Here is a 23,795-nt window from a genome sequence, read left to right on the forward strand (position 1 = left end):
GAGTCCATGACCACCGTCCAGAACGCCCACCGCATCACCGGCGAGGACGAAGCCCTCGCCCTCGCCGCCGATCTCGCCGCACAGTTTGCCGAGGAGGCAGCAGCCCGCGATGCCGGGCGGCTGCTCCCGCACGAACAGGTGCAGGCGCTCGCCACGTCCGGCCTGCTCGCCCTCGGTGTTCCCGTCGAGCACGGCGGGATCGACGTGCGCACCGAAACACTCGCCGAAGTGTTCCGCCTTCTGGCCGAGGGTGATCCGAGCATCGCTCAGATCCCGCACAGCCATTACACGTTCCTCGAGGTGCTGCGTCGTCAGGGCACCCCCGCGCAGCGGGAGTTCTTCTATTCCGAGGTGCTGGCGGGCCGGCAGTTCGCCAACGCCCAGAGTGAGCGCGGAACGAAGGCGATCGACATCGACGACACGAGCCTGGTGAAGGAGGGTGGCGACTTCGTCGTCGACGGTCGCAAGTTCTACAGCACGGGCGCCCTGTTCGCCGACTGGATCGCGGTGCGGGCCACGCTTCCGGGGACGACGACGCCGAGCGGGAAACCGGCCAAGGCCGTCGCCTACCTGCCGCGCACCGCCCCCGGACTGTCGATCGTCGACGACTGGGACGGCATGGGGCAGAAGACCACCGCGAGCGGAACCGTCGTCCTGGACGCCGTCCGGGTGCCCGCCTTCCACGTCGTGCCGTTTTCCCCCATCTTCGACACACCCACCACCTACGGGTCGCAGGCCCAGATCCTGCACGCCGCCCTCGACGCCGGGATCTCCTCGTCGGCACTGAGCGAGGGCGTGCGACAGGCCCGCCGGGCGCGGCCCTATTTCGAGGCGGGTGTCGCCGACGCCGTCGACGATCCCCTGCTGATCCAGCTGGCCGGCGAGGCAGCAGTCAGCGTCCGATCCGCGACGGCACTCGTCCGGGAGGGTGCACGCAGCGTCGACGCCGCACGGCGCGAACTGACCGAGCAGAGCGCCGCGATCGCCTCGATCGACGCCGCCGCGGCCAAGGTCGCCGCCGCCCGCGCGTCGCTCGAAGCGTCCAGTGTGCTGTTCGAACTGGGCGGCACCCGCAGTGCGTCGGAAACGTCCAACCTGTCGCGGTACTGGCGCGACGCCCGCACCCACACCCTGCACGACCCCTCGCGGTGGAAAATTCAGCACATCGGCCGGTGGACACTGTCGGGCACCGTCCCGCCTCGCCACGGCCTGCTGTAGGCGCTTCGCGCCCGTGCGCCTTTCTGGTTGCTGCAACTACCAAAAAGGCGCACGAGCGCTATGCGCCTACTTCCGCCTTCATGAGGAAGACGTTGTAGTCGGACCACGTCGACATGGTGAAGTACAGTTCGTTGCCGCTCGACCACGGGTGGATGAAGCCGCCGTACAGTTCCGGGTACTCGGCAGCGCTGACCATCGGCGCGCCGTCGGACCAGAGGCCCTGCGGCGAGTCGGCCTCACGGAGGACGATCGCCGCCTTGGACGTGTCGAGGTACGCCATCTGCCATTTGCCGGTGGCCTGCTCGTAGCGCACGGACAATTCGGCGGCCGGGGCGTCCACGATCGGCGTCGCCTCGGTGTACCCACCGACCGGCGTCCAGTTGCCGTTCTGCCAATACTGGTACGCGGACGTGTTCAGCACGTCGGCGGCCGGGACGCGGGCCAGTCCGATGGCGCCGAGCCGCGTGTTGGGGGTGCCGAACATGTACACGTAGTCGCCGGCCGGGACCATCGACGCGACCTGGAACTTGGTGACCCCGAAGATGTTGTCCCACTTAGCGTACGGGTCCTTGGTCCACGTCGACCCGCCGTCGTCGGAGTAGGCGATGCCGCCGTAGTTCGTCCACCACGTGGCGGGGATGCTGTTCCACGTGCGGATCGACATGTAGCTCATGTACTGCCGGTTCCCGACGGCGAATCCCGACGTCGGGATGGTGGTGATCTCGATGTTGTCGAGCTTGCGGCTGTCGAGCAGTTCGGCCGCGTGGCACCGGCTGTCCTGGACCATGCTGTCGAGGCTCATCCCGTCGGACAGGTTGCGGTCGGAGCTGAAACCGAGGACGTTGCTGCGCCAGTCGTCGCCCTGACCGCCGGGCGGCTGGAATCCCTTGCCGATCGTGTCGCCGAACGCGACCGCGATCTGGTCGGGGGCACTCTCCCACATGATGCCGAGGTCGGTGCCGTTGACCTGGTACCGCTTGTCGGTGCGGCTGACGGAACCGGACCCCGTCACCTTGGCCACGCGGGTCACGTCGCCGATCTTCGGGGTTGCCGGGGCCGGACTGCGGGGCGCGTCCTCGGTCGCGGGGTGCACCAGGGGCGGCGGCGGGGGCAACTGGATGTCGGCGCCCGGGACGGGGATGCCGAAGTGGAACGGCGTGAACTTCACGCTGACGTCCGGGATGTTCAGCACACTCGACAGGTTCCCGGGGGTCTGGTCCGTCTCGTCGGTGAGGTCGGGGCACGGATCGGTGCACGTGTCGGCGGGCAGCGCCTGCGACACGCGGACGGGATCGGTGACGGGTGCGGGATAGGGCACCGTCGTGATCTTCGGGTACGGGATGGGGACTTCGAGTTTCTCCGGGATCAGAGAGTGCGTCGCGTTCGACACCTCACTCGCACACGGACCGCTGCCGGGGAGTCCGTTGGACACGGCCTCAGGTTCCGCGACGGCAGCACTCTGGTTCGAGTAGGCGATCACACCCGACCCGATCGCCACAGCCGCAACCGACGCGACCCACCTCTTCGACATCCCCGACCCCTCCGTCACCACCGGCCACACCCGGCGGGGGGAACATAACATCGCTTGTCGGCGGTCGCCGGGTACCACACGCCGTACGCAGCGGTAACATTTCGGGCGATTCGCGCCCGTGCGCGGTCGAACGAGTCCTGTCTCAGGCGCCGGTTCCGAAGAGCATCCCCAGCACGTAGGTGGCGGCGGCGGCGCCGTATCCGATGGCCAATTGGCGCAATGCCCTCTTGACCGGCGGCCCGCCCGACAGCAATCCCACCACGAGGCCGGTGCCGAGCAGCGCGACGCCGACCAGCGCGGCCGCGACCACCAGGGCGGCGGTGCCTTCCATGCCGAAGAGGTACGGCAGCACGGGGATCACGGCACCGGACGCGAAGAAGCAGAAGCTCGCGGCGGCCGCGCCGAGTCCGGTGCCGATGGCCTCGTGCTCGTCGATCGACTCCCGGCCCGAAACGGGCTCGAGCTGAACGGTTTTCTGCAGCACCTCCGCCGCACGTTTCTCGGCGTCCGCCGCCGGCATCCCCCGCGCCCGGTACACGAGTGCGAGTTCGTTCGCGTCGACGTCGAGGAGGGGCACCGCCTCGCGGGCGGCCTGCCCGGGCGCGGAGGCCTCGAGCAGTTCACGCTGCGACCGCACGGACACGTATTCGCCCGCACCCATCGACAACGCCCCCGCCAGCAGACCGGCGAGCCCGGTCAGCAGGACGATGTGAGTGGAGACACCGCTACCACTGATGCCGAGCACAAGCGCGAGATTGCTGACCAGACCGTCATTGGCACCGAACACGGCGGCCCGGAACGTGCCGGACAGGCGATTTCGCCCGCGCGCCGCGAGCGCCCGCACCACTTCTTCGTGGATGGTTTCGTCCGCTCCCATGGCGCGGGTGGCGTCGACGTCGGTCGGGTACGGCGACCGCGTCTCCGCGCGCTGCGCGAGGGCCAGCACGAACACCGATCCGAACCGCCGGGCCAGCACACCGAGGATGCGGGTGCGGACGTCCCCGTGCACGGGCTTGCCGACGTGTTCGCCGAGCAGTTCGCGCCAGTGCGCCTCGTGTCGCCCTTCCGCGTCGGCGAGCGCGAGCAGGATCTCGCGTTCCTCGCCGGTCCGCCGTTTCGCGAGGTCGCGGTAGACCGCCGCCTCGGCACGCTCGTCGGCCAGATAGCGCCGCCATCTCCGGATCTCGCGCGAACTGGGATTCGGTCTCGCACCCGAATCCGTCTGAGAAACCATCGCCAGCCTCCCGATCGTCGACGGGAAAAGCCTACCGACGGGGCCATCGACCCGCGTCGCTTCGACTTCAGTTCGCGGCGGCGAGGGCCTTCCCGAGCGAGTCCTCGGGTTCGGACACCACCACGGGATCGCGCCCGGACAGCAGGTCGAGAACGGCCTTCGGCCGGGCCAGCGATTCGCGCACGGTGTTCCTGGCCATCGTGATCGGCCGGCATTCGCATCCGGCGTTGACGCCGGCGACGTCGATGCCCGCACCGAGGCACAGCGCGACGGCGCGGGGAACGTGGAAACCCTGAGTGACGATCAGCGCCTTGGTCACCCCGTACGTGTGGACGGCCCGCGCACACGTGTCGTACGTGTCGAGCCCGTACCGGTCGCCGACGATCCGACTGCGGTCGATGCCGTTCGCGACGAGATATTCCGTCATCGCCGCGATCTCGTCGCCGGATTTGCCGTTGCCGTCGCCCGAGACGAGCACCGCCCGCGCCCGACCGTCCCGCACGAGTTGCACGGCGACGTCGAGGCGTCCGGCCAGGTACTCCCGGGGTTTGCCGTCCCGCACCTGCGCGCCGAGGACGATGACCACGGGCGCCTCGGGTGCGTCGTCGACGTCGTAGACATGGCCGGACGCCTCACGCGAGATCCATACCGTCGAGGCCGCGACGACGAGGACCGCGAGCGCGCCGAAGCCCGCGCCGAAGCCGACCAGTCGGCGGACGATTCGTCGTTCCCCCATGCGGCCATCAAACCACAGCGTCAGACGACGGCGGGCTCTTGCGGGGCGCGCCGCTCACGCAGTCCGGATACCAGGCACAGGCCCAGCCCGAACAGGATCCAGCAGGTCAGCACGAGCAGACCCGAACCGGCTCCGTGTCCGTCGAAGAACGCCGTCGAGCGCACCACGGTTCCCGCTGCTCCGGGCGGCAGGAGCTGACCGAAAGCGCCCCACCCCGAGGGCAGCCACGCACCGGTGGTCGCCAGTCCCGACAGCGGGTTGGCGAGGAACATCATCGTCACCGCTCCGAGCGCGAACCCTGCAATGCCCAGAACCGATTCGAGCCCGAGGACGGTCAGGGAAATGGCAGCGATCCCCAGCACCACGGCACCGGACGTCGCCCAGTAGTCACCGTCGACACTGCCGAGACCGAACTGCAGAATTGCCGAAAGGGCCAGTCCGGCGCTCACGGCGAAGAGAACCGCACCCGTCACCCTGCCCCTGACACTGTGCGGGAACAGCCGCACCAGCACGATCGCGGGGATCATGCCACCGAAGACCAGCGGAAGGGCCAAGCCTCCGAGGCCCGCGCCGGCGGGGTCGTCAGCCGTCAACGGAACGACGTCCTCGACCGGAACAGGCTGTCCTGCAATCGTGCTCATTCCCGCAGCGAGACCGTTCATCGTCTGCGCGATGGGCGCCCCGCCGGCGCCGGCCGACATAACCTTCATGCCCTCCGGGGTCGCGACGATTCCGCCGACCACCTCCCGGTGCTCGATCGCCGTCCGGACCGCCTCGGCGTCCGTGAATCGCTCGGTGACGAAGGCCCCCGGGTGGCCTGCGTCGAGTGCGGTGTCGATCCGGGTGACCGCCGCGTCGGGCCCGGCGACGCCCAGACGCAGGTCGTGCGGTCCGCTGTTGACGGCGGGCAGCGCGAACGCCAGCAGCATCACGGCGATCACGGCGGTGAGCCCCACCACGACGGCGATCATTTTCACAGGATCGGACGGGCCGTTGCTCGCCCGCTGGGCGGGCTCGATGCGCGGGTCGAGTGTCCCGGTATCCGCAGTGCTCATCGAACTCCCGTTTCACTAAGTGGAGGAAATTCCTCCAGTACTTGTGGAGAATATTCCTCCGGTTATGCTGGGTTGTCAAACGAGAGAGGTGCACCGATGCGAGCCGACGCGCTGGAACGCCGAAATTCCCTGATCAAGGCGGCCCGGGCGGTATTCGCCGACCGCGGGCACGACGCGCCGCTCGACGCCGTCGCCGCGTTGGCCGGGGTCGGGATCGCCACGCTGTACCGGAATTTTCCGAGCCGGGACGACCTCGCCCACGCAGTCGCGCAGACGACGCTCGGCGAAGTCCGCGACCTCGCGGTCCGGGCACTGGTCGAGTGCGGAGACGATCCCGAGGGGGCGTGGCGACGGTTCGTCGACGCGGTGGTCGAACTGCGGATGGGAGCCCTGGTCCCGGCGCTGGTCAACAGCCTCGACGAACTGCCTCCCGACGTCCGCGAAGCGCGGGAGCAGACGAAGGCGGCGGTCACCCGCCTCATTCGCCGGCTTCAGGAGCTGGGGCTGGTGCGCGAGGACGTGGTGCCGCTCGAGATCGTCATGGGAATTGCGATGCTGACCAGGCCGCACGTGCTGATGTTCGAGGACACGACGGCCAATCTGGTGCCGCGGCTGATCGCGGTGTTCCTCGCCGGGTTGCGCCCGGACGGGGTCTCGCTGCCGCCGGCGATCCTCCCGGAGACCGCTGTACTGTGACGGGAATGCAGTCAGGGGGGCCTCTGCCACAACCATGGAATCACCCGTGTCCGGGTGACGATCAGCCACCGCCGAACGGCTGGGACGTCGCGATCTCGGCCGCGGCGCTCGTCCTCGCCGTGGCGGTCGCGAGCATCTCGGCCGTGGCGGGCCTGTTCTGGCTGCTGTTCCTGGACTACTGCCCGCCCGAGACCTGCAGCGCGGAGAACGCGTGGATCGCGGTGTGCGTCGCACTCGCGGTCGCCGCGCTGGTCACCGCTGTGGGCTGCCTGGTCACGATCGCACGCATCTCGCGCCGCACCGCGGCGTGGCCGGTGGCGTGCGGCACGGTGGTCCTCTGCGTATGCGCGTGCGCGATCGGGTTCGCCGGGTACGTCTCCGCGACCGGAATCTGAGCGTCAGGCCACGTGATGGCGGTCGGTCCGGCTGATCGCGACAGCCGAGACGATCACGCCGACGACCACCCCGACGAGTGTGTCGAAAACACGGCTCACGGCGATCTCCGGCGCGACCGCCGACCCGAGGCCGGTGAGCAGCAGGGCCATGGGCGTGATGGCGACGGACGCGAACGCGTAGTTCTTGATGACGACCAGTTCGGTCAGGGTCTGCAGCACCACGATGACCACCACGGTCTGCCAGTACCCCATCGCGGCGGCGATCAGCCCCGCGGCGAGTACGGCGCCCGCCACGTTGCCGACGAGGCGCTGAATCCCCCGCTGGACGGTCTGGCTGAAGTTGAATCCCTGCATCGCTGCCATCGCGCCCATCGACGCCCACAGCGGATGTTCCAATCCCATTGCCACACAGATCCATCCGGCCAGCGCGGCGGCCGCGGCGATCCGGGTGGCGTTGACGATCCCCTCTCGTGACCGCAGTCCCCGAAGCCCCCCGGCGAGGAATCCCGCCGGCGTCGGCAGCGCGGCGATCTCCGCATCGAACGCCGGGAGATCACTGCTGCGCTTCACCTTACGAAGTTCGGACTCGTGATCGACCAGGGCACGCAGGGTGTCGTGGTCGCGTTCGTGCGCCCACCGATCGACCACCGTGTCCGCCTCGGCGAGCAGCGCGAACAGCTGGTGGGAGTGCCCGTCCCGGCCCCGGCCGCTGTTCACGATCACGTCTCGTGCGTTGTCGATCGCCTTGCGTGCGGCCGCGATCGCGGCGTCGTCGTGCGCACGTTCCAGTTCCGCGACGGCGGCGAGTGCTCGCGCCACCGCCAGCCGGGCGGGGCCGAGGGGCACGAACAGGCCGGGCGTCATGGCGGCGAGCCAACCCACGACGACGCCGACGGCCACGGCCACCACAGCCGGGACGAGGTCGGCGAGCGTGGTCGCGGACCCCACTGCGGCGGTGGCCGCGAAGATCAGGATGACAGGCCCGGGGCCGGCGATGCGGAACGCCGCCAGCAGCCACGCGGCGATCCCCGACGCCACAGCCATGACCGTGATCTGCACCCAGAGCGACAGTCCCGCGGCACCGAGGAGCGCTCCGCCGGCGACGAAGACGATCAATGCGAGACCGACGAGACCTGTCTTGCGGGCGAGCCGGGGGTACGGCTCGTATCGCCCGAACGCGGCGGTCAGCGCGCCGAGGGCCGCGAAGCCGGCGAGGTTGCCGTGGCCGAGCAGTCCGCCGATCACCAGCACCAGTGCCGTCGCCGCACCCACGCGCAGGGCGGGAGCGATGGTGGCGTCCGCGTTGCGGACCTCGAATGCACGGCGCCACGTCGACGGCGCCACGGAATGAGCCAGCGCCTCACGGGAGTGACGGAGCCGGCCGAGGTCGGGTGCGAATCTAGGGGAAGCCTGCATGAACTCAGCCTACCGTATATTTCACTAGTAAAATAGTTATGAATTAGTGTGAAGTCGGTCGCTACGATGGTTTTCATGAGTACTGCCCCACGTCCGGATGAGGACTTCACCGATCGCGTTCGACGCGAGTGGGCCGAGACCCATCCCGACGTGGACACGTCACCGATCGAAGTGATGGGCCGCATCACCCGGATCGGATCCCAGGCACTGCAGCAACTCGACCGCGCCCTGGACGCGAGCGGCGTCTCCCGCGCCGAGTTCGACGTCCTGTGCGTGCTCGCCCGGAGTGCCCGGCCGCTGCGCGCCAGCGAGGTCACCGCGGTGACGATGCTCAGCGGCGCGTCCACCACCAAGCACGTCGACCGCCTGACCCGGCTGGGACTCATGGAGCGACTGCCGTTCGAACGCGACGGGCGCGTGGTGCTGCTCCACCTGACCGAGGCCGGGCGCGAACTCGTCGACACCGAGTTCCCGCAGCGCGTCGAACGCGATCGGCAGTTCCTCGCCGGATTGGGCGAGGACGAATGCGCAGTGCTGGCCGGGCTGCTCCGGCGGATCGCCGCCAACGTCGAATCCGGGATCCGCGGATAACGGCCTTCGCGTCAGGGAATGATCTTCCGGGCCCGGAGGTCACGGAAGATGTCGAGGAACATCTGCTCGGTCTCGACGAAGCGGTGGAAACCCAGCCGGCGCGCCTTGGATCCGTCGGCGATGACGTCGTAGTCCCAGCCGAAGACGAAATCGCCGAACGCCCACGACGAGACGTCCGCGTACGGCGTGGGTTCCAACCCGTACTTCGCGACGAGGCTCTTCCACACCGGTTCCTTGTCGGCCATGACGACGTCCATCGACATCGGCAGCGGCGGTGCGACGTCCAATTCGAAGAAGTTCGCGATCTTCGGCAGCATCTCGTTCCAGCGGAACAGGTCGCCGTTGTTGATGTTGAACGCCTCGTTGGCGCATTCGGGGGTGGTCGCGGCCCAGACGGTCGCTTCCGCCAGCAGGCCGGCGTCGGTCATCTCGATCAGACTCGTGTACGCACCGGGCTTCCCCGGAAACCGCAGCGGCACTCCGAGTTCCTTCGACATCGTGGCGTAGACGGCTATCACCAGTGCGAGATTCATCGGATTGCCGAGCGCGAATCCACACACGACCGACGGGCGGATGGCGGACCACGTCCAGCGCTTGCCGCGCTGTCGGTCTTCGAGGAACTGCTGTTGATCCACGTTGAACTCGGGCGGCATGTGCGGCGGGTCGCTCTCGCGCGCCGGCGTCTTGAACGGTCCGAGGTGAGCTCCGTAGACCTTGTAACCCTGCATCAGGCTGATGTGCTCGAGCCCGGCAGCCACCGGTTCGAGTGCGTTCACCGTGTTGACGAGCATCGCGACGTTGGGGGCGACGAGCTCTGCCCACGACGGACGGTCCTGGTAGGCGGCATAGAAGACATGGGTCACGTCGCGCAGGTCACCCAGCTTCCCGGCGGCGTCGCGCTCGTCGAGTAGGTCCACCGCGATGTGCCGCACCCGGTCTGTGTCGGGTCCGCCTCGGCGGGACAGTCCGATGATGTCCCACTCCCCGGTCGCCTCGAGGTGCTCGATCAGATTGCCGCCGATCACCCCGCGCGCACCGACGACCACTGCCACTCTGCGCTTCGTCATCACTCGACTCCTATCGGTATATCGCGAAGTTGCGATATACCGAGTGAAGCACACATATCGAAAAATCGCGATATGACGGTACGGTGGTCAGTGTGAGTGACATTCCGGACACGACCGACCTGGCCCTGGTCTTCAAAGCGCTGTCGAATCCGACCCGCGTGCGGATCCTGCAGTGGCTGAAGGACCCGGACAGCTTTCCCCCGCAACTCGAACCCGCCGACGAGGTCGGCGTGTGTCTGAAGCACATTCAGGCGAGGGCCGAGGTGTCGCAGTCGACGGCCTCGCAGTACATGGCCGCGCTACAAGGCGCCGGACTGGTCACGAGTCATCGGATCGGCCAGTGGACCCACTACCGCCGCGACGAGGAGCAGATCGCCCGGCTCGCCGAGCACATCCGCACCGAACTCTGAACGGATCAGGGCATCTCGACGGTCTCGGCGCGCGCGATCTCGTCGAGTGCCCGGCGGACGTAATCGTCGGCGGGCACCTCCGCCGCACTCAGGAGATCGGCGATCACCAGGATCGCGGCCTCCACGGCACGCTCGGGCCTGCGCGGGTTCTCCTCGACCTCCGCCACACCGAGCGCGCCGGTCAGCACGGTGACCAGCGAGTCGACGTCGACGGCCGGAAACCACAGGGCCGATGCCCGCACGCATCGGGTGAGCACGTCTTGAACGTCCTCGCCCGTCAGACCGTCCGGGTGCAGCGTCTCGAGGAGTTCGCGGATCACTCCCGCCAGCACCGCACCGACCTGCTCCGCCGGCAGCGCCGCCAGGTTCTCCGTCGCCTCGGTCAGCGCCGGCGCATCCGACGCACGGGCCGCGACGAGGGCAGCGTCCAGGGCGTCGGCGATGTCACGTGCAACAGCAGGCCAGTGAGTGGGCCACATCCGGGCAATCCTCTTCTCGTATCGGTCGAACCGGAGACCACTGTCCCACGGAGCACCGACAGTCAGCACAGCCGCTCGATCAACCGCAGCGCGTCGAACGGGGCGTACCCCTTCATGTCGTTGTCGAAGAAGGCGAAGCAGTCGAGCCCCTGCCCGAGCCGGCGTTCGATCGTGCGCGCCCACCCGTCGAGGGCCTCGTCGGTGTAACCGCTGGCATACAACTCCTTGTCGCCGTGCAGTCGCAGATAGACGAAATCGCTCGTCGCCGCGTCCACGTACGGGTACCGGCCCGCGGTGTCCGCGAGGACGAACGCCACGTCGTGCGCGCGGAGCAATTCCGTCGCCTCGTCCGTGTCGAAGCTGGGGTGACGAACCTCGAGCGCATGACGCACCGGCCGATCGGCGTCCGTGTCCGTCCACGCCCTGTCGTCGGTGAGCTTGTCGTCGTGCCGCGACGCGAGCGCCGCGGCCTCGGTGGTGGTGCGCGGTAATTGGTCGAAGAAGGCTGCGAGACTCGTCGCATCGAACGCGAGTGTCGGGGGCAGTTGCCACAGCAGCGGTCCGAGTTTGGGACCCAGCGCGAGCACCCCGGATGCGAAGAAGTTGGCGAGTGCCGTCTCTGCGCCGACCAGCCTCTTCATGTGGGTGATGTAGCGCCCGCCTTTGACGGCGAACACGAAACTCTCCGGCGTCTCGGCGCGCCATTTCGCGTAGCTGGTGGGGCGTTGCAACGAGTAGAACGAACCGTTGATCTCGATCGACGTCAATCGTCCCGCGGCGTAGGCCAACTCCTTGCGATGCGCCAGGCCGTCCGGGTAGAAGTCGCTCCGCCACCCCGGATACGTCCAGCCGGAGATGCCGACTCGGGCCTGCGCCATCCTCCGACCCTAGCGCCGGAACCTATTGCATGTGGCCCGTCCCGGGAGAACCATGAGAGGACACCACAATCGAGGAGGCACCGATGCCGAGATACCTCTGGCAGGTCACGTACTCACCCGACGGCGCGAAAGGGCTGCTCTCAGAAGGTGGCACCGCACGACGCGACGCGATCACACAGATGGTCGAAAGCGTCGGCGGCACAGTCGAATCCTGCTACTTCGCACTGGGTGGCCGGGATCTGTTCGTGATCGGCGACGTGCCCGACGACGTCGCGGCCGCCGCACTCGGCATCCGCACCGCGGCCTCCGGCGCCGCGAGGTCCGAATCGGTGGTACTGCTGACCCCGGAACAGGTCGACGACGCGGTCCGCCGGGAGGCCGAGTACCGGGCGCCCGGCAGCTGACCATCCGTACTCGCCCGCGGTAGCGAATATCGTTCTGCAGGATGATGTGCGGCGGCGGAATCGACCGATAGCGTCGAGCCATGTCTACCGACCAGGCCGGCTCGACGTCGGTGAATCCGTTTGTCACCGAGTCCGCTCGCCGTGCCCTGTTCGCGCTGAGGGCATTTCCGACCGGCCTCGTCGCGTTCGGCGCCGCGGCATCCGGACGGCATCGCCGGGCCGCGCGGTGGCAGCTCGATGCCGCCGAACCGGGCACGTCCGACATCCATTCGCCGTCGTGGTGGCGGATTTTCACACACTCGGCGCTGTCATTGTCGATCGGGGCGGTGGCCTGGTTCGTCGCCTTTCTCAGCCTGGTCGCCGCGTTCCGGGGAGTGTTCTACGGGCTGATCACCGACGATTCCTACAGGTACAGCTGGGGTGGTCCGACGCTCGCCGGCGCCTGGCTGGTGCATCTCGTCCTCGGTCTGCTGCTCGTGCCGGTCGCCCTGTGCATCCTGAGGGTTATCGGTTCCCTGCTGGTCGGACTCGCGCAGCGCCTTCTCGGCGACGGCGGTCCGGCATGGGCGGTTCCCGTCTCGCTGGTGCTCGCCGCCGCGGGCGCGCTGTTGTTCCGATCCTGGCTTCATCAGATCTGAGATACCGGAATGAATGCCCACGAGGGAAGGTTGCACGCCACATGACGGAGACCACAACAGAAACCCCGCAGCTCGGACAGTTCGGCGTCTGGCGTCACGCCGGCGGATTGGCACCCGAGGTGGGTGCGGCGATCGAATCGGCAGGTTACGGCGCGATCTGGATCGGCGGCTCCCCGCCGGCCGACCTCGAGGTCGCCGAACGGTTGCTCGACGCGACATCGACGATCACCGTCGCGACCGGCATCGTCAACATCTGGACCGCGCCCGCCGAGGACATCGCGACCTCGTTCCACCGGCTCGAGGACCGCCATCCGGGGCGCTTCCTCCTCGGCATCGGCGTCGGCCATCCCGAGCAGCCCGGACTGAACTACAGCAAGCCGTACGCCGCACTCGTCGAGTATCTCGACGTCCTCGATGCTGCCGGTGTCCCGGCCGGACGACGGGTTCTCGCGGCGCTCGGACCGAAGGTTCTCGAACTGTCCGCGGCCCGTGCCGCCGGCGCGCACCCGTACCTGACCACTCCGCAGCACACGAAGGAAGCCCGAGAGCTGCTCGGGCAGGGTCCGGTGATCGCACCGGAACAGAAGGTCGTGCTGGACACCGACGCGGAGCGGGCACGCCCGATCGGACGTGCGGCCGTCGAGAATCCGTACCTGCACCTGCGCAATTACGTCAACAACCTGAAGCGGCTCGGGTACACCGACGAGCAGATCGAGAACGGCGGCAGCGACGACCTGATCGACGCGCTCGCGGCCCACGGCGACGCGCAGTACGTCGCAGGCCGCCTCCGGGAACATCTGGACGCAGGCGCCGATCACGTCGCCATCCAGGTGCTCCCCGCCGGCGACGATCCGGTGCCTGCCCTGCGGGAACTCGCAGGCGCGCTGGGACTCTGAGCTCCGCTAACGAAATGGTGTGATGACGGGTACCGCATACTGAAAGGGGTTCGCCGAGACGGTCGGGGTATGGTCCCCTTCTGAACGGCAGGCAGGACTGAACGCAAGGTAGGAACTGTGCAAGAGCCAACGGCACGTCCGGTCGGCCCGTACGCGTCGGGTCCGCCACCTGCAGCCCTGACCGTGCATACCGCGAGCCTCGATCATTTCCGCGCCGCCGAACTGTGGCGGGCACTGGTCATCGGCGTGGTCGTCGTCGCCTACACCCTGTTGGCACTGGTCACCTGGCCGTTCCGACGTCGTGGCCGCACCCTTGCGGACGCGGCGTCGGAGGGCCTGGTCAACGGTTTCGAGGTGCTGGGCCCGACGTTCGTGAAGGTTGGGCAGCTGATGGCGTCGTCCTCCGGCGTGTTCCCCGCGCCGCTGGCCAACGCCTGCCTGCGTTGTCTCGACGACGTTCCGCCGGTGCCCGCACACGACGCCCGCCGGGTGATCGAAGCCGACTTGGGACATCCCGTCGACGCACTGTTCGCGTCGTTCGACGACGTCCCCCTCGCCGCCGCGTCCGTCGCGCAGGTGCACGGCTGTGTACTCCCCGACGGCCGGGAAGCCGTCATCAAGGTTCAACGCCCCGACATCTTCCGCCGCATGGTGGTGGACCTGCGCACCGCGTACTGGGGTGCGCGCATCCTCGAGAAACTGTTCGAGTTCTTCCGCATCGCCAACGCCACCGCCATCATCCGCGACCTCCACGCGGCCACGATGACCGAACTCAACAGCGCGGTGGAGGCCGACCGGCAGGCCCGGTTCAGGACGAATATCGGGGCGTTCGGCGACAACGAGGGCGTCACCACACCCGAGGTGTATTGGGATTACTGCGGTCCGCACGTCATCTGCATGGAACGCATGTACGGCCTGCCCCTCGACCGGTTCCCCGATCTCGTCCACATGGACACCCGGATGCTGATCCGGCGCGGCGTCAAGGTGTGGATCGAGTCCGTCATCCTCCACGGCCCGTTCCACGGCGACGTGCATGCCGGCAACCTGTGGGTCCTCGACGACGGCCGCATCGCGATGCTCGATTTCGGCATCGTCGGTGAGCTGCCCGAGTCGTGGCGGCAGATCCTGCGCGACATGTTCTACGCGACCCTCATCGACGGCGACTTCTCCCGCATGGCCCGCGGCATCCGCAACCTCGGCTACGCGCAGGACAATGACGCCACCGACGACGAGATCGGACTCCAGGTGGCCGCCGCCCTCGCGCCCCTCCTGGGCCGGGACCTCGGCGAACTGCGGCTCAGCGAACTCATCATGGCGCTGATCGGCATCGGCAAGAGGTGGGGCGTCGCCAGCCCCGAGGAACTCGTTCTGTTCGGCAAGCAACTCGGCTACTTCGAGCGGTACGCCACCGAACTCGCACCCGGCTGGGTGATCGGGCACGACCTGTTCCTGTTCCGCAACGTCTTCCCCGACGCCGTCGCCGCGAAGGCCCGCGAACTCGGGGTGGAACTACCGGACGAGTGACGCCCGGCGCGTCACCCGACCACACCCACCGACTTCGCGGCGCGCAGCCAGTCGGGGAACTCGCTGAGCAGCCGGCGATACAGTTCGGCGTCGTCGATCGTGTCGATGTCGTCGACCGCGAAAAACCCTGCGTTGTCGATGGTCCGCCCGTCGAGGGTGTCGAGTTTCTCGAGCAGCCCGTAGTCGGCGCGGCCGATTCCCACGAACTGCCAGAACGCGGGCAGACCGGAGGCTCGGCGCATGAGTTCGCTGATCTTGCCGCGCTGCTGAAATCCGCCGTCGGTGAAGAACAGCACCAGGGTGGGAGTTCCACCGCGCGGCGGAAGATTCGAGATGATGTCGGTCATGATCGGCAGTTCGTCGTTGTATCCGCCGATTGCGCTGTAATCGATTCCGCCGTGGACACCCCCGAGATGGAGGAACGTTTCGCACCAGGTGTCGACCTCGTGCACGGCGATGTCCGGCAGGCGGGCGAAGTGCTTGGCGTACAGATACGGTTCGAGGCGACCGTCGTCGTCGATCTGCGTGGCCACCGGCACCATCCGCTCGACCACCCGGTTGATCGCCCGGGTCGAGTATTGACGTCGCATGCTGCCCGTCTTGTCGATCACCAGAACGACGCGGGCACGTACCTCACCTGCACCCCTGTGCAGCAGCACCTTTGCAACTTCACGCTTGCGCATGTCGAGCTTCTGCCGCTTCTCGAACGACAGACCCAGCTCGTCCGGCACGGTCCGCACGGCAACATCGTCGGCGGGCACTGATTCCGACACATCCACACCGTGTTCGGTGACGAGGACGGCGAGTCCGCCGTCCCATCCTGCCGACACGTTCCGCACCTTCCACCCGGCACCGCGCCGATACACCTCGACGAGCACCGCAGCGCGCTCGGTACTCAACCCGGCGGCGTCCGCTCCCAGCGACGCCCCGGAGTGCTGATCGATCACAACGCCCAGCCCGACGCGATCGGCGAGACTGCCGGGCACCGAGTCGTCGAGCGCGACGGCGATGCTGAGCTTGTGAATGTCGGCGGGCACCGCCGCGAGATCGATGTCGACGCCGTCGGCCGCGACCAAGTGCACGGCTCCCTCCGGCGAGCGGGGGTTGTTGAAGAAGACGAAGTCGTCGTCGGACCGCACCCGTCCGTCCGCTCCGAGCTGGAAGACCATCAGGTCGACCTCGCCCCGGCGGGCGCCGGCGACCCCGATGCTCGTCCGCGAGCGGGCGATCTCGACGTTCTCTCCGCGAGCAAGACTTGTCACTGTGCGCTCACTTTCCGTGCCCGGTCAGAGAATCCAGCACCGAGGCGCGGTGCAGGGGGTGATCGGGCAGCCGGTCGGGGGTGAGGATCCAGTCGTTGCCCGTCCACGGGTCGGAGACGGTGAGGATGCCCGACGTCGGGATCTGCCGGGCGATGCGTTCGAGCACCGCGACTCCCGCATCCGACTCGGAGCCGGCGCTGTCGCCGACGATGATCAGCGACGTTCCGACCGCGGGGCCGTGATCGGCGAGGTGCACGATGCGTGCGGCGTCCTCGGTGCCGTATCCGTGGGGGAAGTCGCCCAGGATCACCAGCCGCGGCTCGGGCATGCTGTCTCGGATTCCGCTGCGGGCCGCCATTTCTGCGAGGTCGACACTCTCGGACAGCGCGGTGAGCCGGGCGGTGACGTCGGAGGCCGACGTCACCACGGGCGAATCCAGCACGGCACCGAGAGGTTCGGTGAGCGTGCGCAGGGAGCCGCTGAGGTCGACGACGGCCAACCGCGGCGCCATTCCCGGCGACGCCACCAGCATGCGTACCGCCAGCGCCGCGACGACCGGTGCGGCCTCCGCCGGGTCGCCGACGATCCACAGCGGACGCCCGGGCGGGTAGTGGACGCAGAACGGCACCCGCAGCTCACCGAGGTCGGGGGCGGACAACTCACCGAGCCGCAGTCCGTCCGCCGCTGCATCAATCGGAACCGGGTTCGTCCAGGCTGCGGATTCGAACGTGGCCAGCGACCGCGGCAGCAGGGGGTCGATGGCGCGCAGCTCATCGGCCAATTGTGTGGTCTCACCGTCGAATTTGCGCTGCGCCTCGGCGACGAGGGCATCGCTACGCTGCTGCGCGGCGGCCTGCGACTGCACGACCGCCGGACTGTTGCGTGTGGACGGGTCGGCCACCGACGCGGACAGTTCGTCGTCGAGCCGCGCCTGCGCATAATCGCGCGAGGACCGGAACGACGCCGCGGACCGGGCCGCGTCCTCGAAGATCATCCAGGCTCGCTCGAACGAGTGCGCCGGGTCGAGCGGGATGCCTGCGGGCCCGGGCACCGCCGGAATCTCTGCGGCGACAGCGGGTGCCGGCTCGTCCACCTCGACGCCGTGCCGGGTGATCAGTTCGGCGAGACCGCCGTCGTATCCCTGGCCGACGGCGCGCACCTTCCATGCGGTGCCGCGGCGGTAGATCTCGAGGCAGATCGCGGCCACCTCGGAACCGACCAGGGGAACGTCGAAAACGACGAGCGGATGGCCGTTCTCAGCGGCGAGAGTGGCGGAGAGGCCCTGCCGGCACAGCGTCCCCGGACCATCCACGCTGACTACGCACAGCACGGCAGCCGCGGCGGGGTCCACCTCGTCCAGTCGCAGCCCGATCGTGCCATCCGCGTCGAGTTCCACCCCGGCGGCGCGGCGCTGGTTGTAGAACACGAAATGGTCGGACGACAGCGTGCGCAGATCGCCGTCCACGATCAGCGCGGACACGTCGACCGACGTCGCATCGACCGCGCGGAAACGCAGCACACGCGACGGCAGCGGGGAGTTCTGCCCCGCGACGAGGTGGACCGTCACCGCCGCTCCTAGACGCCGAGGAAGCGGCCGAGTTGAGGCGCGGCCTCACCGGCGTGCTTGGCCTGGATGCCCTCACCGATGGCCTGCAGCTTCCATTCGCCGCCCACCCGGTACACCTTCGCCATCACCATTCCAGTGAACGGCATCCCGCCCTGCAGGGTGAACCGGGCGAGTTCGGCGTTCGACGTGGTGTCCACCAGGCGGCAGAACGCGTTCTTCACCTGCTCGAACGTGTGCCCGCGGTAGGACGTCACGATGAACACGATCGTCGAGACGTGCGGCGGAATGCGGGTGAGATCCACGAGGATCACCTCGTCGTCGCCCGCGCCCTCACCGGTGAGGTTGTCGCCCTGGTGCCGGATCGACCCGTCCTTCGACGTCAACTGCCCGTAGTAGGCGACGTCGACCATGTTGTTGTCCGCGAACAGGACCGCCGACGCGTCGAGGTCGACGTTCGAGGAACGGTTTCCGAACATGCCGCGCTTCTCGATCGGATCCCAGCCGAGTCCCATCTGGATGTACGTGAGCGCGACGCCACCGTCCTTACGGAGCGTGACCTTCTGGCCCTTGGTGAGGCTGACCGGGCGCGACTTGGTGAGACTGACCTCGGCCGGAGCAGCCGGTGCGGCGGGGACAGGCGGTGCGGGCGGTGCGGCCGGCGGGACCGGTGCAGCCGACGGCGGATAGGCCGGTGCCGCTGCGGGCGGCTGCTGGATGGGGGCCGGGGCGGGTGCGGGCGCGTCGTCGACGGACACACCGTGATCGGTGACGAGCGCGGCGAATCCGCCGGCATAACCCTGCCCGACGGCCCGGACCTTCCACGCGCCCTGGCGTCGGTACAGCTCGAGCGCGATGACGATCGACTCGGAGTTCAGACCCTCGATCTTGTACTCGTACAGGAAGTTTCCGGATCCGTCGGCGACCCGTGCCGTCGGCGGCGCGGAGCGGCCGAAGTTGCTGGTGGCGTCGTCGAGGGTGATGACCGCGCGCACCTGGGCGATGTCGGCGGGCACCGCGCCGAGCGAGACCTTCAGCGACGCCGCCTGCCCGGTCGCTCCGGGGACGAGTTGCACCCCGGGACCGGTCGGCTGGTTGAAGAAGACGAAGTCGGCGTCCGAGCGGACCTTCCCCGAGTCGGTGACGAGCAACGCGGACAGGTCGGCGGCGGCCGTGAGTTCGAGGGAGACGATGACGTCGTCGACGCTCAGCGGGCCGTTCTGACCCTTGGCTAGCGGAGTGGACACTGCGGTGGTTCCTTCACTGTGGGAGCGTCGGGTTTGTCCCGTTTGGTCTGTTTGCCTACAACCTACAAAAGAGCGCCGGCCGCCGTCGTCCCCGCACCCCGCGCGACCCGGTCCGTGAACCAGCGCAGGATCTCCTCACCGGCGGCGATCCCGCTGCTTCCGGTGACCGACAGCGTCGGATGCTGCCAGTCGAGCGTTTCGAGTTCGCCGTGCCGGGGCCGGATGGCGGCGTCGGCGGCACTGAGCATGTTGGCGTCGAGCGCCCCGTCCCCCGCCGCCAGTACTGCCGCTTCCGGCGCGAGCACGCCGTCGTCGACGAGCCGCGAACGGACCTCCGCGACCGCTCGGCTCTTGCACACCGCGTCGGGCATCGTGTAGATCTTGCGTCCCTGCCGGGACGCTCCCCATCCGCGGTCCACACACCAGTCGTTCCACTCCGCGACGAAGTCCGCCGGCATCGCGTCGAGATCCACGACCAGGTAGGAGAACAGGTCGTCGGCCACCCGGGACGAGCGGACCCAGCTGTCGTCGACGCGGCGACTCAACTCGGCGCCGACCTCCACCAGCGACGCCCCGCCGTCGGCCATCGCGACGTCGACGCCCGACCGCCACGCCCTGTCGGGCACACCGTCGACGAGGATGTTCCCGCCGTTGGTGGTGATCGCATACCGCCACGGCGCCCCCGGCAGGTCGATGCGCTGGAACTGCGCGACGGTGCGCGTGGTGGTGGGCACGACCACGGCCGCCGCGGTGAGCTCCCGCAGCATGGCCTCGGCCGCCGACGTGACGTAGGACAGGGGTTTGCCGTCGTACACCTCGACGCACAGTAGATCCTCGTCGCCGGGCCGCCCGGCCACGTCGCTCTCGGTGACGGCGAGTTCCATGGCCCCGCGGGAGTAGATCATGGTCCGGTCGAGGTCGGTCGCGATCAACGCGGTCATGTCACATCCTTGATCAGGCCCATGCACGAATACGCCAGGCCGGGAATCTCTTCGACGGGGACCGAACGTGCGGCGGCGAGCAGCCGGATGTGCGCGTGCTCGGGGGCGTCCAGGTCGCGGACGAGCACCCGCCACGGCACGCGCCGCAGCAACACGCGGGTGGTCTCGCCGACGCCCGGCTTCACGAAGTTCACGCTCCGGATGCCGTACTGCTCCCGGACCGCTTCGACGGACGTCCAGCCCTCCCACGTCGGGGTCCGGTCCGACCGCAGCAGGACCTCGACGTCGCCGGGAACGTGCCCGCGCACGTCGCCGAAGGACGCGCTGACGGAATCGAGGAGGTGATTCGACACGTCCTCGCCCGCCAGGTGCGCGTAGAACTTGGCGCCGTGGAAGTCGCCGGGCCCGATCAGCGTGTCGTTGAGGACGGTCCGCGACACCAGACCCGACACGGTCGAGTTCAGGCACGCGGACGCGATCAGGAAGTCGTCGCGGGTGCCGAACGTGCGGACGCAGTGCCCGGGATCCGCGAGGACGGCGAGGTCGCCGTCGAACTCCGCGCCGCCGGCCGTCCGGTAGTCGGCCAGTGCCTGCGACAACTCGCGGGCGATGGCGCCCTTGCCTGTCCAGCCGTCGACGAAGACCACGTTCGCCGGGTCGTGGTGACGGGCGAGGTAGTCGAGCGCGACCGCGTCGATCCCCCGGTCCCGGACGATCGAGACGGCGTAGTGCGGCAGCGTCAACCCGTGGACCTCACGCGCCCAGCGGCGCATGAGCACACCCACCGGTGTCCCCGCCCGGGCCAGGGAGACGAGGGTGACGTCGCTGCCCCGCTCGGCGAGCACGAGGTCGGTCACCGTTCCGACCGCGCGTGCCAACCGAATGGCACTGTCCTGCAGCACCTTCTCGAACAGCTCGCGGTACTCCGCGTCGGGCTGGTACTCGACGGGCAGGGTCTCCGCGTAGTGGGCGTCGCCCGACTGGATGCGGCGCTCCCGCTCGGCGACATCCGCTTCGAGGTCGACGTGCGACAGGTCCTTCAGCAGCCATGTCACCTCGTCGGCGGCGTACGAACCGAACGCCGGGCCGGTCAGCGGCGCCGTCACGACGTCGCTCCCACACGGGCGGCCCGCAGCGCCCGCGGGTCGGCTCCGGACACCACGCCCAGAACCACGTCCGTTCCCGACGCCGTGAGGACGTCGAGGAGACCACCGGATGCTGTGAGCCGGTCGGTGTCGGCGGGCGAGTCGATCACCGCAACCACGACAGCGTCCTCGTCCGGCCACTGCGCGTTGTACACGAAACGCGGTTGCTCCTCCCCCGCCTCGGGAGCCGTGAAGCGGAATCCGCGGCGCAGCGGGTACCCGGACTCGTCGAGGACGTACGCGGGTGAACGCGTCGTCGTCTGGAACCGCACCCGGAATCCGGCCGCGGACAACGCGTCCGCGATGCGCAGCGGCAGATACATCAGCTCTTCGTGGCCGACGACGATCACCGGGCGCTGCGGGTCGAGCCGATCGCCGAGCGCCGCGGCCGCGGACGCGACGGCCTCGTCGAAGTGCTCTGCGTCGTCCCGCAGGAATCCGTGCCGCCCGCCCTCCGGAACCGCTGCGGGCCAGATCATGTCGACCCGCTCGACGGTTCCGCTCCGCTCGCAGACCGGGTTGAGAACCGGGTCCGGAAGGGCGGCGACGCGATCGATCAGCCCGTCCGGAAGCTCGGTGCGCCCCAGCGCCAGGCTCACACTGTCGATCTGCACACCCAATTCCGTCGCGGCGGCGTCGACGGCGTCGCGGTGGGACTGCTCACGCATGTCGACGAGGGACGCCACGACGTACCGGCTGCGGGGGTTCTGCCGGTGCAGCGCGCGGATCGCGTCGACCGCGGTGGCGCCGGTGGAGATCTCGTCGTCCACCAGGACGAGAGGGCGATCGCCCGTGAACAACCCGACGGACGTCGGCTGCAGCTGATGGCTGGTCGCGTGCGAGTGACCCTCCTCGAACCCGGCGGACGTCCCGATCTCGGGGACGTCCCTGCGGGTCGAGTGCAGGTAACACCGGGCACGCAACCGGGTCGCGACGCAATGGCCCAGACCCGTTGCGGTCTCCGCGAATCCGAGCACGACGGGATCTGCGTCCGGTCCGAGAACCCCGGCGACCAGATCACCGAGTCGGTCGCCGGCCGCGATCACGGCACCCGGGTCGGCGGGCACGTGCTTGCCGAGGACCGTCGAGACGAGCAGATGCGCACGTCGCGGGTTGCGCCGCAGGCCGGGTTCGACGAGTTCGGGGACGGTCACCCCCGAGCCCGAATCCACGTGGGCGAGCGTCAACCCGAGATGTTCCGTGGCCCACGGCACCGCGCGCACGGCGGCGGGTGAGCTCATCGGACGGCCAGTGCGGTCAGCAGATCCACGAACGTGATTCCCTCGTTTGTCACGCCGAACACCTTCGCCCGGACGAGTGTCTTCTCGGCCCAGCTGCGGTGCGGGCGCATTTCGTTCATCTTGTTGCGATATCCCGACGCCTGGACGCCGCCTGCATTCTCGGCGCCGAGAATGTCGACGGCGTCGTGGTACTCCTCGTGCGTGACCGCGGACAGGGCATGCACCGCCGCGACGTGGGTCGGGTGGATGACCGTCTTACCCTGGATGCCGTTGGCGCGGTCGAGGGCGATCTCCCGGAGCAGACCGTCCAGATCCCGGCTGACCAACTGCTGACGGAAACGCACCTCGTTGTGCTCCTCGAACGGCGTGGCGCGCAGGGTGGGCCGGAACATCCGCTCGTGATCGGCGAAGTACTCCCACACCGGACCGGTGATGACGTGCCCCGAATCGTCGGCGCGCCCCAGAAAGTTGACGATGCCGGCGATCGCGTCCGCCACCACCCGCACGTCGTAGATCGTCAGGTCGCGGTCGCGGCGGATGCCGAACGTGGCACACATGTCGGTGGCGCCGATGCGCACGGCGAGGATCCGCTCGCGGTGTTCGACGAGCAGTGCGCCGATCTTCGCGAGTTCGTCGTCCCGGGTCTCCCGGTGCACCAGCATCGGCGACTCGAGCACGGGCATCGCGTACAGGTGCTTGCCGAGTCGTTCCGACGCCGCAGCCAGCTCGTCGAGGAACTCGCGTCCCGTCGCGCTGCCGAACTTCGGAATCACGAACCCGGACAACACGTCGACGCCGGTGGTCAGCAGGTCGGCGATCCGCCGAAGGTCCCCGGCGGCCCGCACCCGCACGAACAGCTGCATCCGCGCGCCGCCGTGGATCGCGAGCCGGTCCAGTGCGTCGACGGCGTTGAGCAGCGCCGCTTCCACCTGGTCGTCGGCCACCGCGTCTTCGAGGTCCAGGACCATCGAACAGACACCGTCACCCGACCGCCGAAGGATCGTCTCCGCGAGGTCCGGCCTCGTCGCCGGCACGTACAGCGTCGCGCCCAGCGCGACGGCCAGCACCGCACGATCCTCGTCCGGCCCGAGCGCCTGCGGCGCGTGCAGGAACAGCCGCCCGTGCGTCTCGGGATCGAGGTGGTGAAAATGCCGCACGTGCCGGACACCCGTCGATACATCTGGCGGCACCGCCGTCGTCACGACCTCATCGCTGATGCTCATCGTC

The 23,795-nt window shown here is 68.7% G+C and carries 24 protein-coding genes; 9 read left to right on the forward strand and 15 right to left on the reverse strand.

Going from position 1 to position 23,795, the window contains the following annotated elements:
• Nucleotides 1–6: 6 nt before the first annotated feature.
• Nucleotides 7–1,218 carry an SfnB family sulfur acquisition oxidoreductase gene (locus ACFTWF_RS13365; protein ID WP_378461683.1) on the forward strand — a complete coding sequence of 404 codons (1,212 nt, stop codon included), beginning with the start codon at nt 7–9 and terminating at the stop codon, nt 1,216–1,218.
• Nucleotides 1,219–1,276: 58 nt separating this feature from the next.
• On the opposite strand, the gene ACFTWF_RS13370 is transcribed toward ACFTWF_RS13365, so the two are convergent.
• The 4 genes from ACFTWF_RS13370 to ACFTWF_RS13385 form a co-directional block, all read right to left on the reverse strand.
• Entirely contained in the window at nt 1,277–2,749 is a 1,473-nt protein-coding gene (locus ACFTWF_RS13370) for a DUF4185 domain-containing protein (protein ID WP_378461684.1), read from the reverse strand.
• Between the two features lie 142 nt (nt 2,750–2,891).
• Entirely contained in the window at nt 2,892–3,983 is a 1,092-nt protein-coding gene (locus ACFTWF_RS13375; protein ID WP_378461685.1) for a VIT1/CCC1 family protein, read from the reverse strand.
• Nucleotides 3,984–4,050: 67 nt separating this feature from the next.
• The gene (locus tag ACFTWF_RS13380) at nt 4,051–4,719 is read right to left on the reverse strand and encodes a vancomycin high temperature exclusion protein (RefSeq protein WP_378461686.1); all 669 of its coding nucleotides are present in this window, start codon (nt 4,717–4,719) and stop codon (nt 4,051–4,053) included.
• Between the two features lie 20 nt (nt 4,720–4,739).
• On the reverse strand, nt 4,740–5,774 hold the full coding sequence (locus ACFTWF_RS13385) for an ABC transporter permease (RefSeq protein WP_378461687.1): 1,035 nt from the start codon (nt 5,772–5,774) through the stop codon (nt 4,740–4,742).
• A 96-nt stretch (nt 5,775–5,870) separates the two neighbouring features.
• Here ACFTWF_RS13385 and ACFTWF_RS13390 point away from each other — a divergent pair, with 96 nt between their 5' ends.
• Nucleotides 5,871–6,470 (forward strand): TetR/AcrR family transcriptional regulator, encoded by a 600-nt coding sequence (locus ACFTWF_RS13390; protein WP_378461688.1) that lies wholly within the window; start codon nt 5,871–5,873, stop codon nt 6,468–6,470.
• A gap of 5 nt (nt 6,471–6,475) precedes the next feature.
• The gene (locus tag ACFTWF_RS13395) at nt 6,476–6,865 is read left to right on the forward strand and encodes a hypothetical protein (protein ID WP_378461689.1); all 390 of its coding nucleotides are present in this window, start codon (nt 6,476–6,478) and stop codon (nt 6,863–6,865) included.
• 3 nt (nt 6,866–6,868) lie between these two features.
• Here ACFTWF_RS13395 and ACFTWF_RS13400 read toward each other — a convergent pair whose 3' ends face one another.
• Nucleotides 6,869–8,281: an FUSC family protein gene (locus ACFTWF_RS13400; RefSeq protein ID WP_378461690.1), complete on the reverse strand. Its 1,413-nt coding sequence runs from the start codon at nt 8,279–8,281 to the stop codon at nt 6,869–6,871.
• A gap of 66 nt (nt 8,282–8,347) precedes the next feature.
• Here ACFTWF_RS13400 and ACFTWF_RS13405 point away from each other — a divergent pair, with 66 nt between their 5' ends.
• Entirely contained in the window at nt 8,348–8,872 is a 525-nt protein-coding gene (locus ACFTWF_RS13405; RefSeq protein WP_378461691.1) for a MarR family winged helix-turn-helix transcriptional regulator, read from the forward strand.
• Nucleotides 8,873–8,883: 11 nt separating this feature from the next.
• Here the strand turns inward: ACFTWF_RS13405 and ACFTWF_RS13410 are convergent, their stop codons facing one another.
• Entirely contained in the window at nt 8,884–9,939 is a 1,056-nt protein-coding gene (locus ACFTWF_RS13410; RefSeq protein ID WP_378461692.1) for an SDR family oxidoreductase, read from the reverse strand.
• 92 nt (nt 9,940–10,031) lie between these two features.
• On the opposite strand from ACFTWF_RS13410, the gene ACFTWF_RS13415 reads away from it, so the two are divergent.
• Complete coding sequence (locus tag ACFTWF_RS13415) at nt 10,032–10,349, forward strand: ArsR/SmtB family transcription factor (RefSeq protein WP_378461693.1); 318 nt, start codon at nt 10,032–10,034, stop codon at nt 10,347–10,349.
• A 5-nt stretch (nt 10,350–10,354) separates the two neighbouring features.
• Here the strand turns inward: ACFTWF_RS13415 and ACFTWF_RS13420 are convergent, their stop codons facing one another.
• Together ACFTWF_RS13420 and ACFTWF_RS13425 are read right to left on the reverse strand one after the other, a co-directional pair.
• Complete coding sequence (locus ACFTWF_RS13420; protein WP_378461694.1) at nt 10,355–10,828, reverse strand: hypothetical protein; 474 nt, start codon at nt 10,826–10,828, stop codon at nt 10,355–10,357.
• A gap of 62 nt (nt 10,829–10,890) precedes the next feature.
• Entirely contained in the window at nt 10,891–11,706 is an 816-nt protein-coding gene (locus ACFTWF_RS13425; protein WP_378461695.1) for a DUF72 domain-containing protein, read from the reverse strand.
• A gap of 83 nt (nt 11,707–11,789) precedes the next feature.
• On the opposite strand from ACFTWF_RS13425, the gene ACFTWF_RS13430 reads away from it, so the two are divergent.
• From ACFTWF_RS13430 to ACFTWF_RS13445, 4 genes are all read left to right on the forward strand, one after another.
• Nucleotides 11,790–12,110 (forward strand): GYD domain-containing protein, encoded by a 321-nt coding sequence (locus tag ACFTWF_RS13430; RefSeq protein WP_378461696.1) that lies wholly within the window; start codon nt 11,790–11,792, stop codon nt 12,108–12,110.
• Between the two features lie 80 nt (nt 12,111–12,190).
• On the forward strand, nt 12,191–12,748 hold the full coding sequence (locus ACFTWF_RS13435) for a hypothetical protein (protein ID WP_378461697.1): 558 nt from the start codon (nt 12,191–12,193) through the stop codon (nt 12,746–12,748).
• 41 nt (nt 12,749–12,789) lie between these two features.
• On the forward strand, nt 12,790–13,644 hold the full coding sequence (locus tag ACFTWF_RS13440) for an LLM class F420-dependent oxidoreductase (RefSeq protein WP_378461698.1): 855 nt from the start codon (nt 12,790–12,792) through the stop codon (nt 13,642–13,644).
• A gap of 117 nt (nt 13,645–13,761) precedes the next feature.
• A complete protein-coding gene (locus ACFTWF_RS13445; RefSeq protein ID WP_378461699.1) occupies nt 13,762–15,168 on the forward strand; it encodes an ABC1 kinase family protein in 1,407 nt (468 codons plus the stop codon).
• Between the two features lie 11 nt (nt 15,169–15,179).
• Here the strand turns inward: ACFTWF_RS13445 and ACFTWF_RS13450 are convergent, their stop codons facing one another.
• The 7 genes from ACFTWF_RS13450 to ACFTWF_RS13480 all read right to left on the reverse strand — a co-directional run bounded on the left by ACFTWF_RS13450 (nt 15,180) and on the right by ACFTWF_RS13480 (nt 23,791).
• Nucleotides 15,180–16,430 carry a VWA domain-containing protein gene (locus ACFTWF_RS13450; protein ID WP_378461700.1) on the reverse strand — a complete coding sequence of 417 codons (1,251 nt, stop codon included), beginning with the start codon at nt 16,428–16,430 and terminating at the stop codon, nt 15,180–15,182.
• A 7-nt stretch (nt 16,431–16,437) separates the two neighbouring features.
• A complete protein-coding gene (locus ACFTWF_RS13455) occupies nt 16,438–17,997 on the reverse strand; it encodes a TerD family protein (RefSeq protein ID WP_378461701.1) in 1,560 nt (519 codons plus the stop codon).
• 8 nt (nt 17,998–18,005) lie between these two features.
• Complete coding sequence (locus ACFTWF_RS13460) at nt 18,006–19,241, reverse strand: TerD family protein (protein ID WP_378461702.1); 1,236 nt, start codon at nt 19,239–19,241, stop codon at nt 18,006–18,008.
• A gap of 62 nt (nt 19,242–19,303) precedes the next feature.
• Entirely contained in the window at nt 19,304–20,182 is an 879-nt protein-coding gene (locus tag ACFTWF_RS13465) for an HAD family hydrolase (RefSeq protein WP_378461703.1), read from the reverse strand.
• Nucleotides 20,179–21,288 (reverse strand): cysteine protease StiP family protein, encoded by a 1,110-nt coding sequence (locus tag ACFTWF_RS13470; protein WP_378461704.1) that lies wholly within the window; start codon nt 21,286–21,288, stop codon nt 20,179–20,181. The genes ACFTWF_RS13465 and ACFTWF_RS13470 overlap by 4 nt, the downstream gene beginning before the upstream one ends.
• Nucleotides 21,285–22,568, reverse strand: coding sequence for a phosphoribosyltransferase family protein (locus tag ACFTWF_RS13475; protein ID WP_378461705.1), 1,284 nt, complete (start codon nt 22,566–22,568; stop codon nt 21,285–21,287). Before ACFTWF_RS13475 ends, ACFTWF_RS13470 begins: the two co-directional genes overlap by 4 nt.
• Complete coding sequence (locus ACFTWF_RS13480; protein WP_378461706.1) at nt 22,565–23,791, reverse strand: HpcH/HpaI aldolase/citrate lyase family protein; 1,227 nt, start codon at nt 23,789–23,791, stop codon at nt 22,565–22,567. The genes ACFTWF_RS13475 and ACFTWF_RS13480 overlap by 4 nt, the downstream gene beginning before the upstream one ends.
• Between the last annotated feature and the right edge of the window lie 4 nt (nt 23,792–23,795).

Source organism: Rhodococcus sp. NPDC056960 (genome assembly GCF_042674125.1).
In the GTDB taxonomy this organism is placed as follows: domain Bacteria; phylum Actinomycetota; class Actinomycetes; order Mycobacteriales; family Mycobacteriaceae; genus Rhodococcus_F.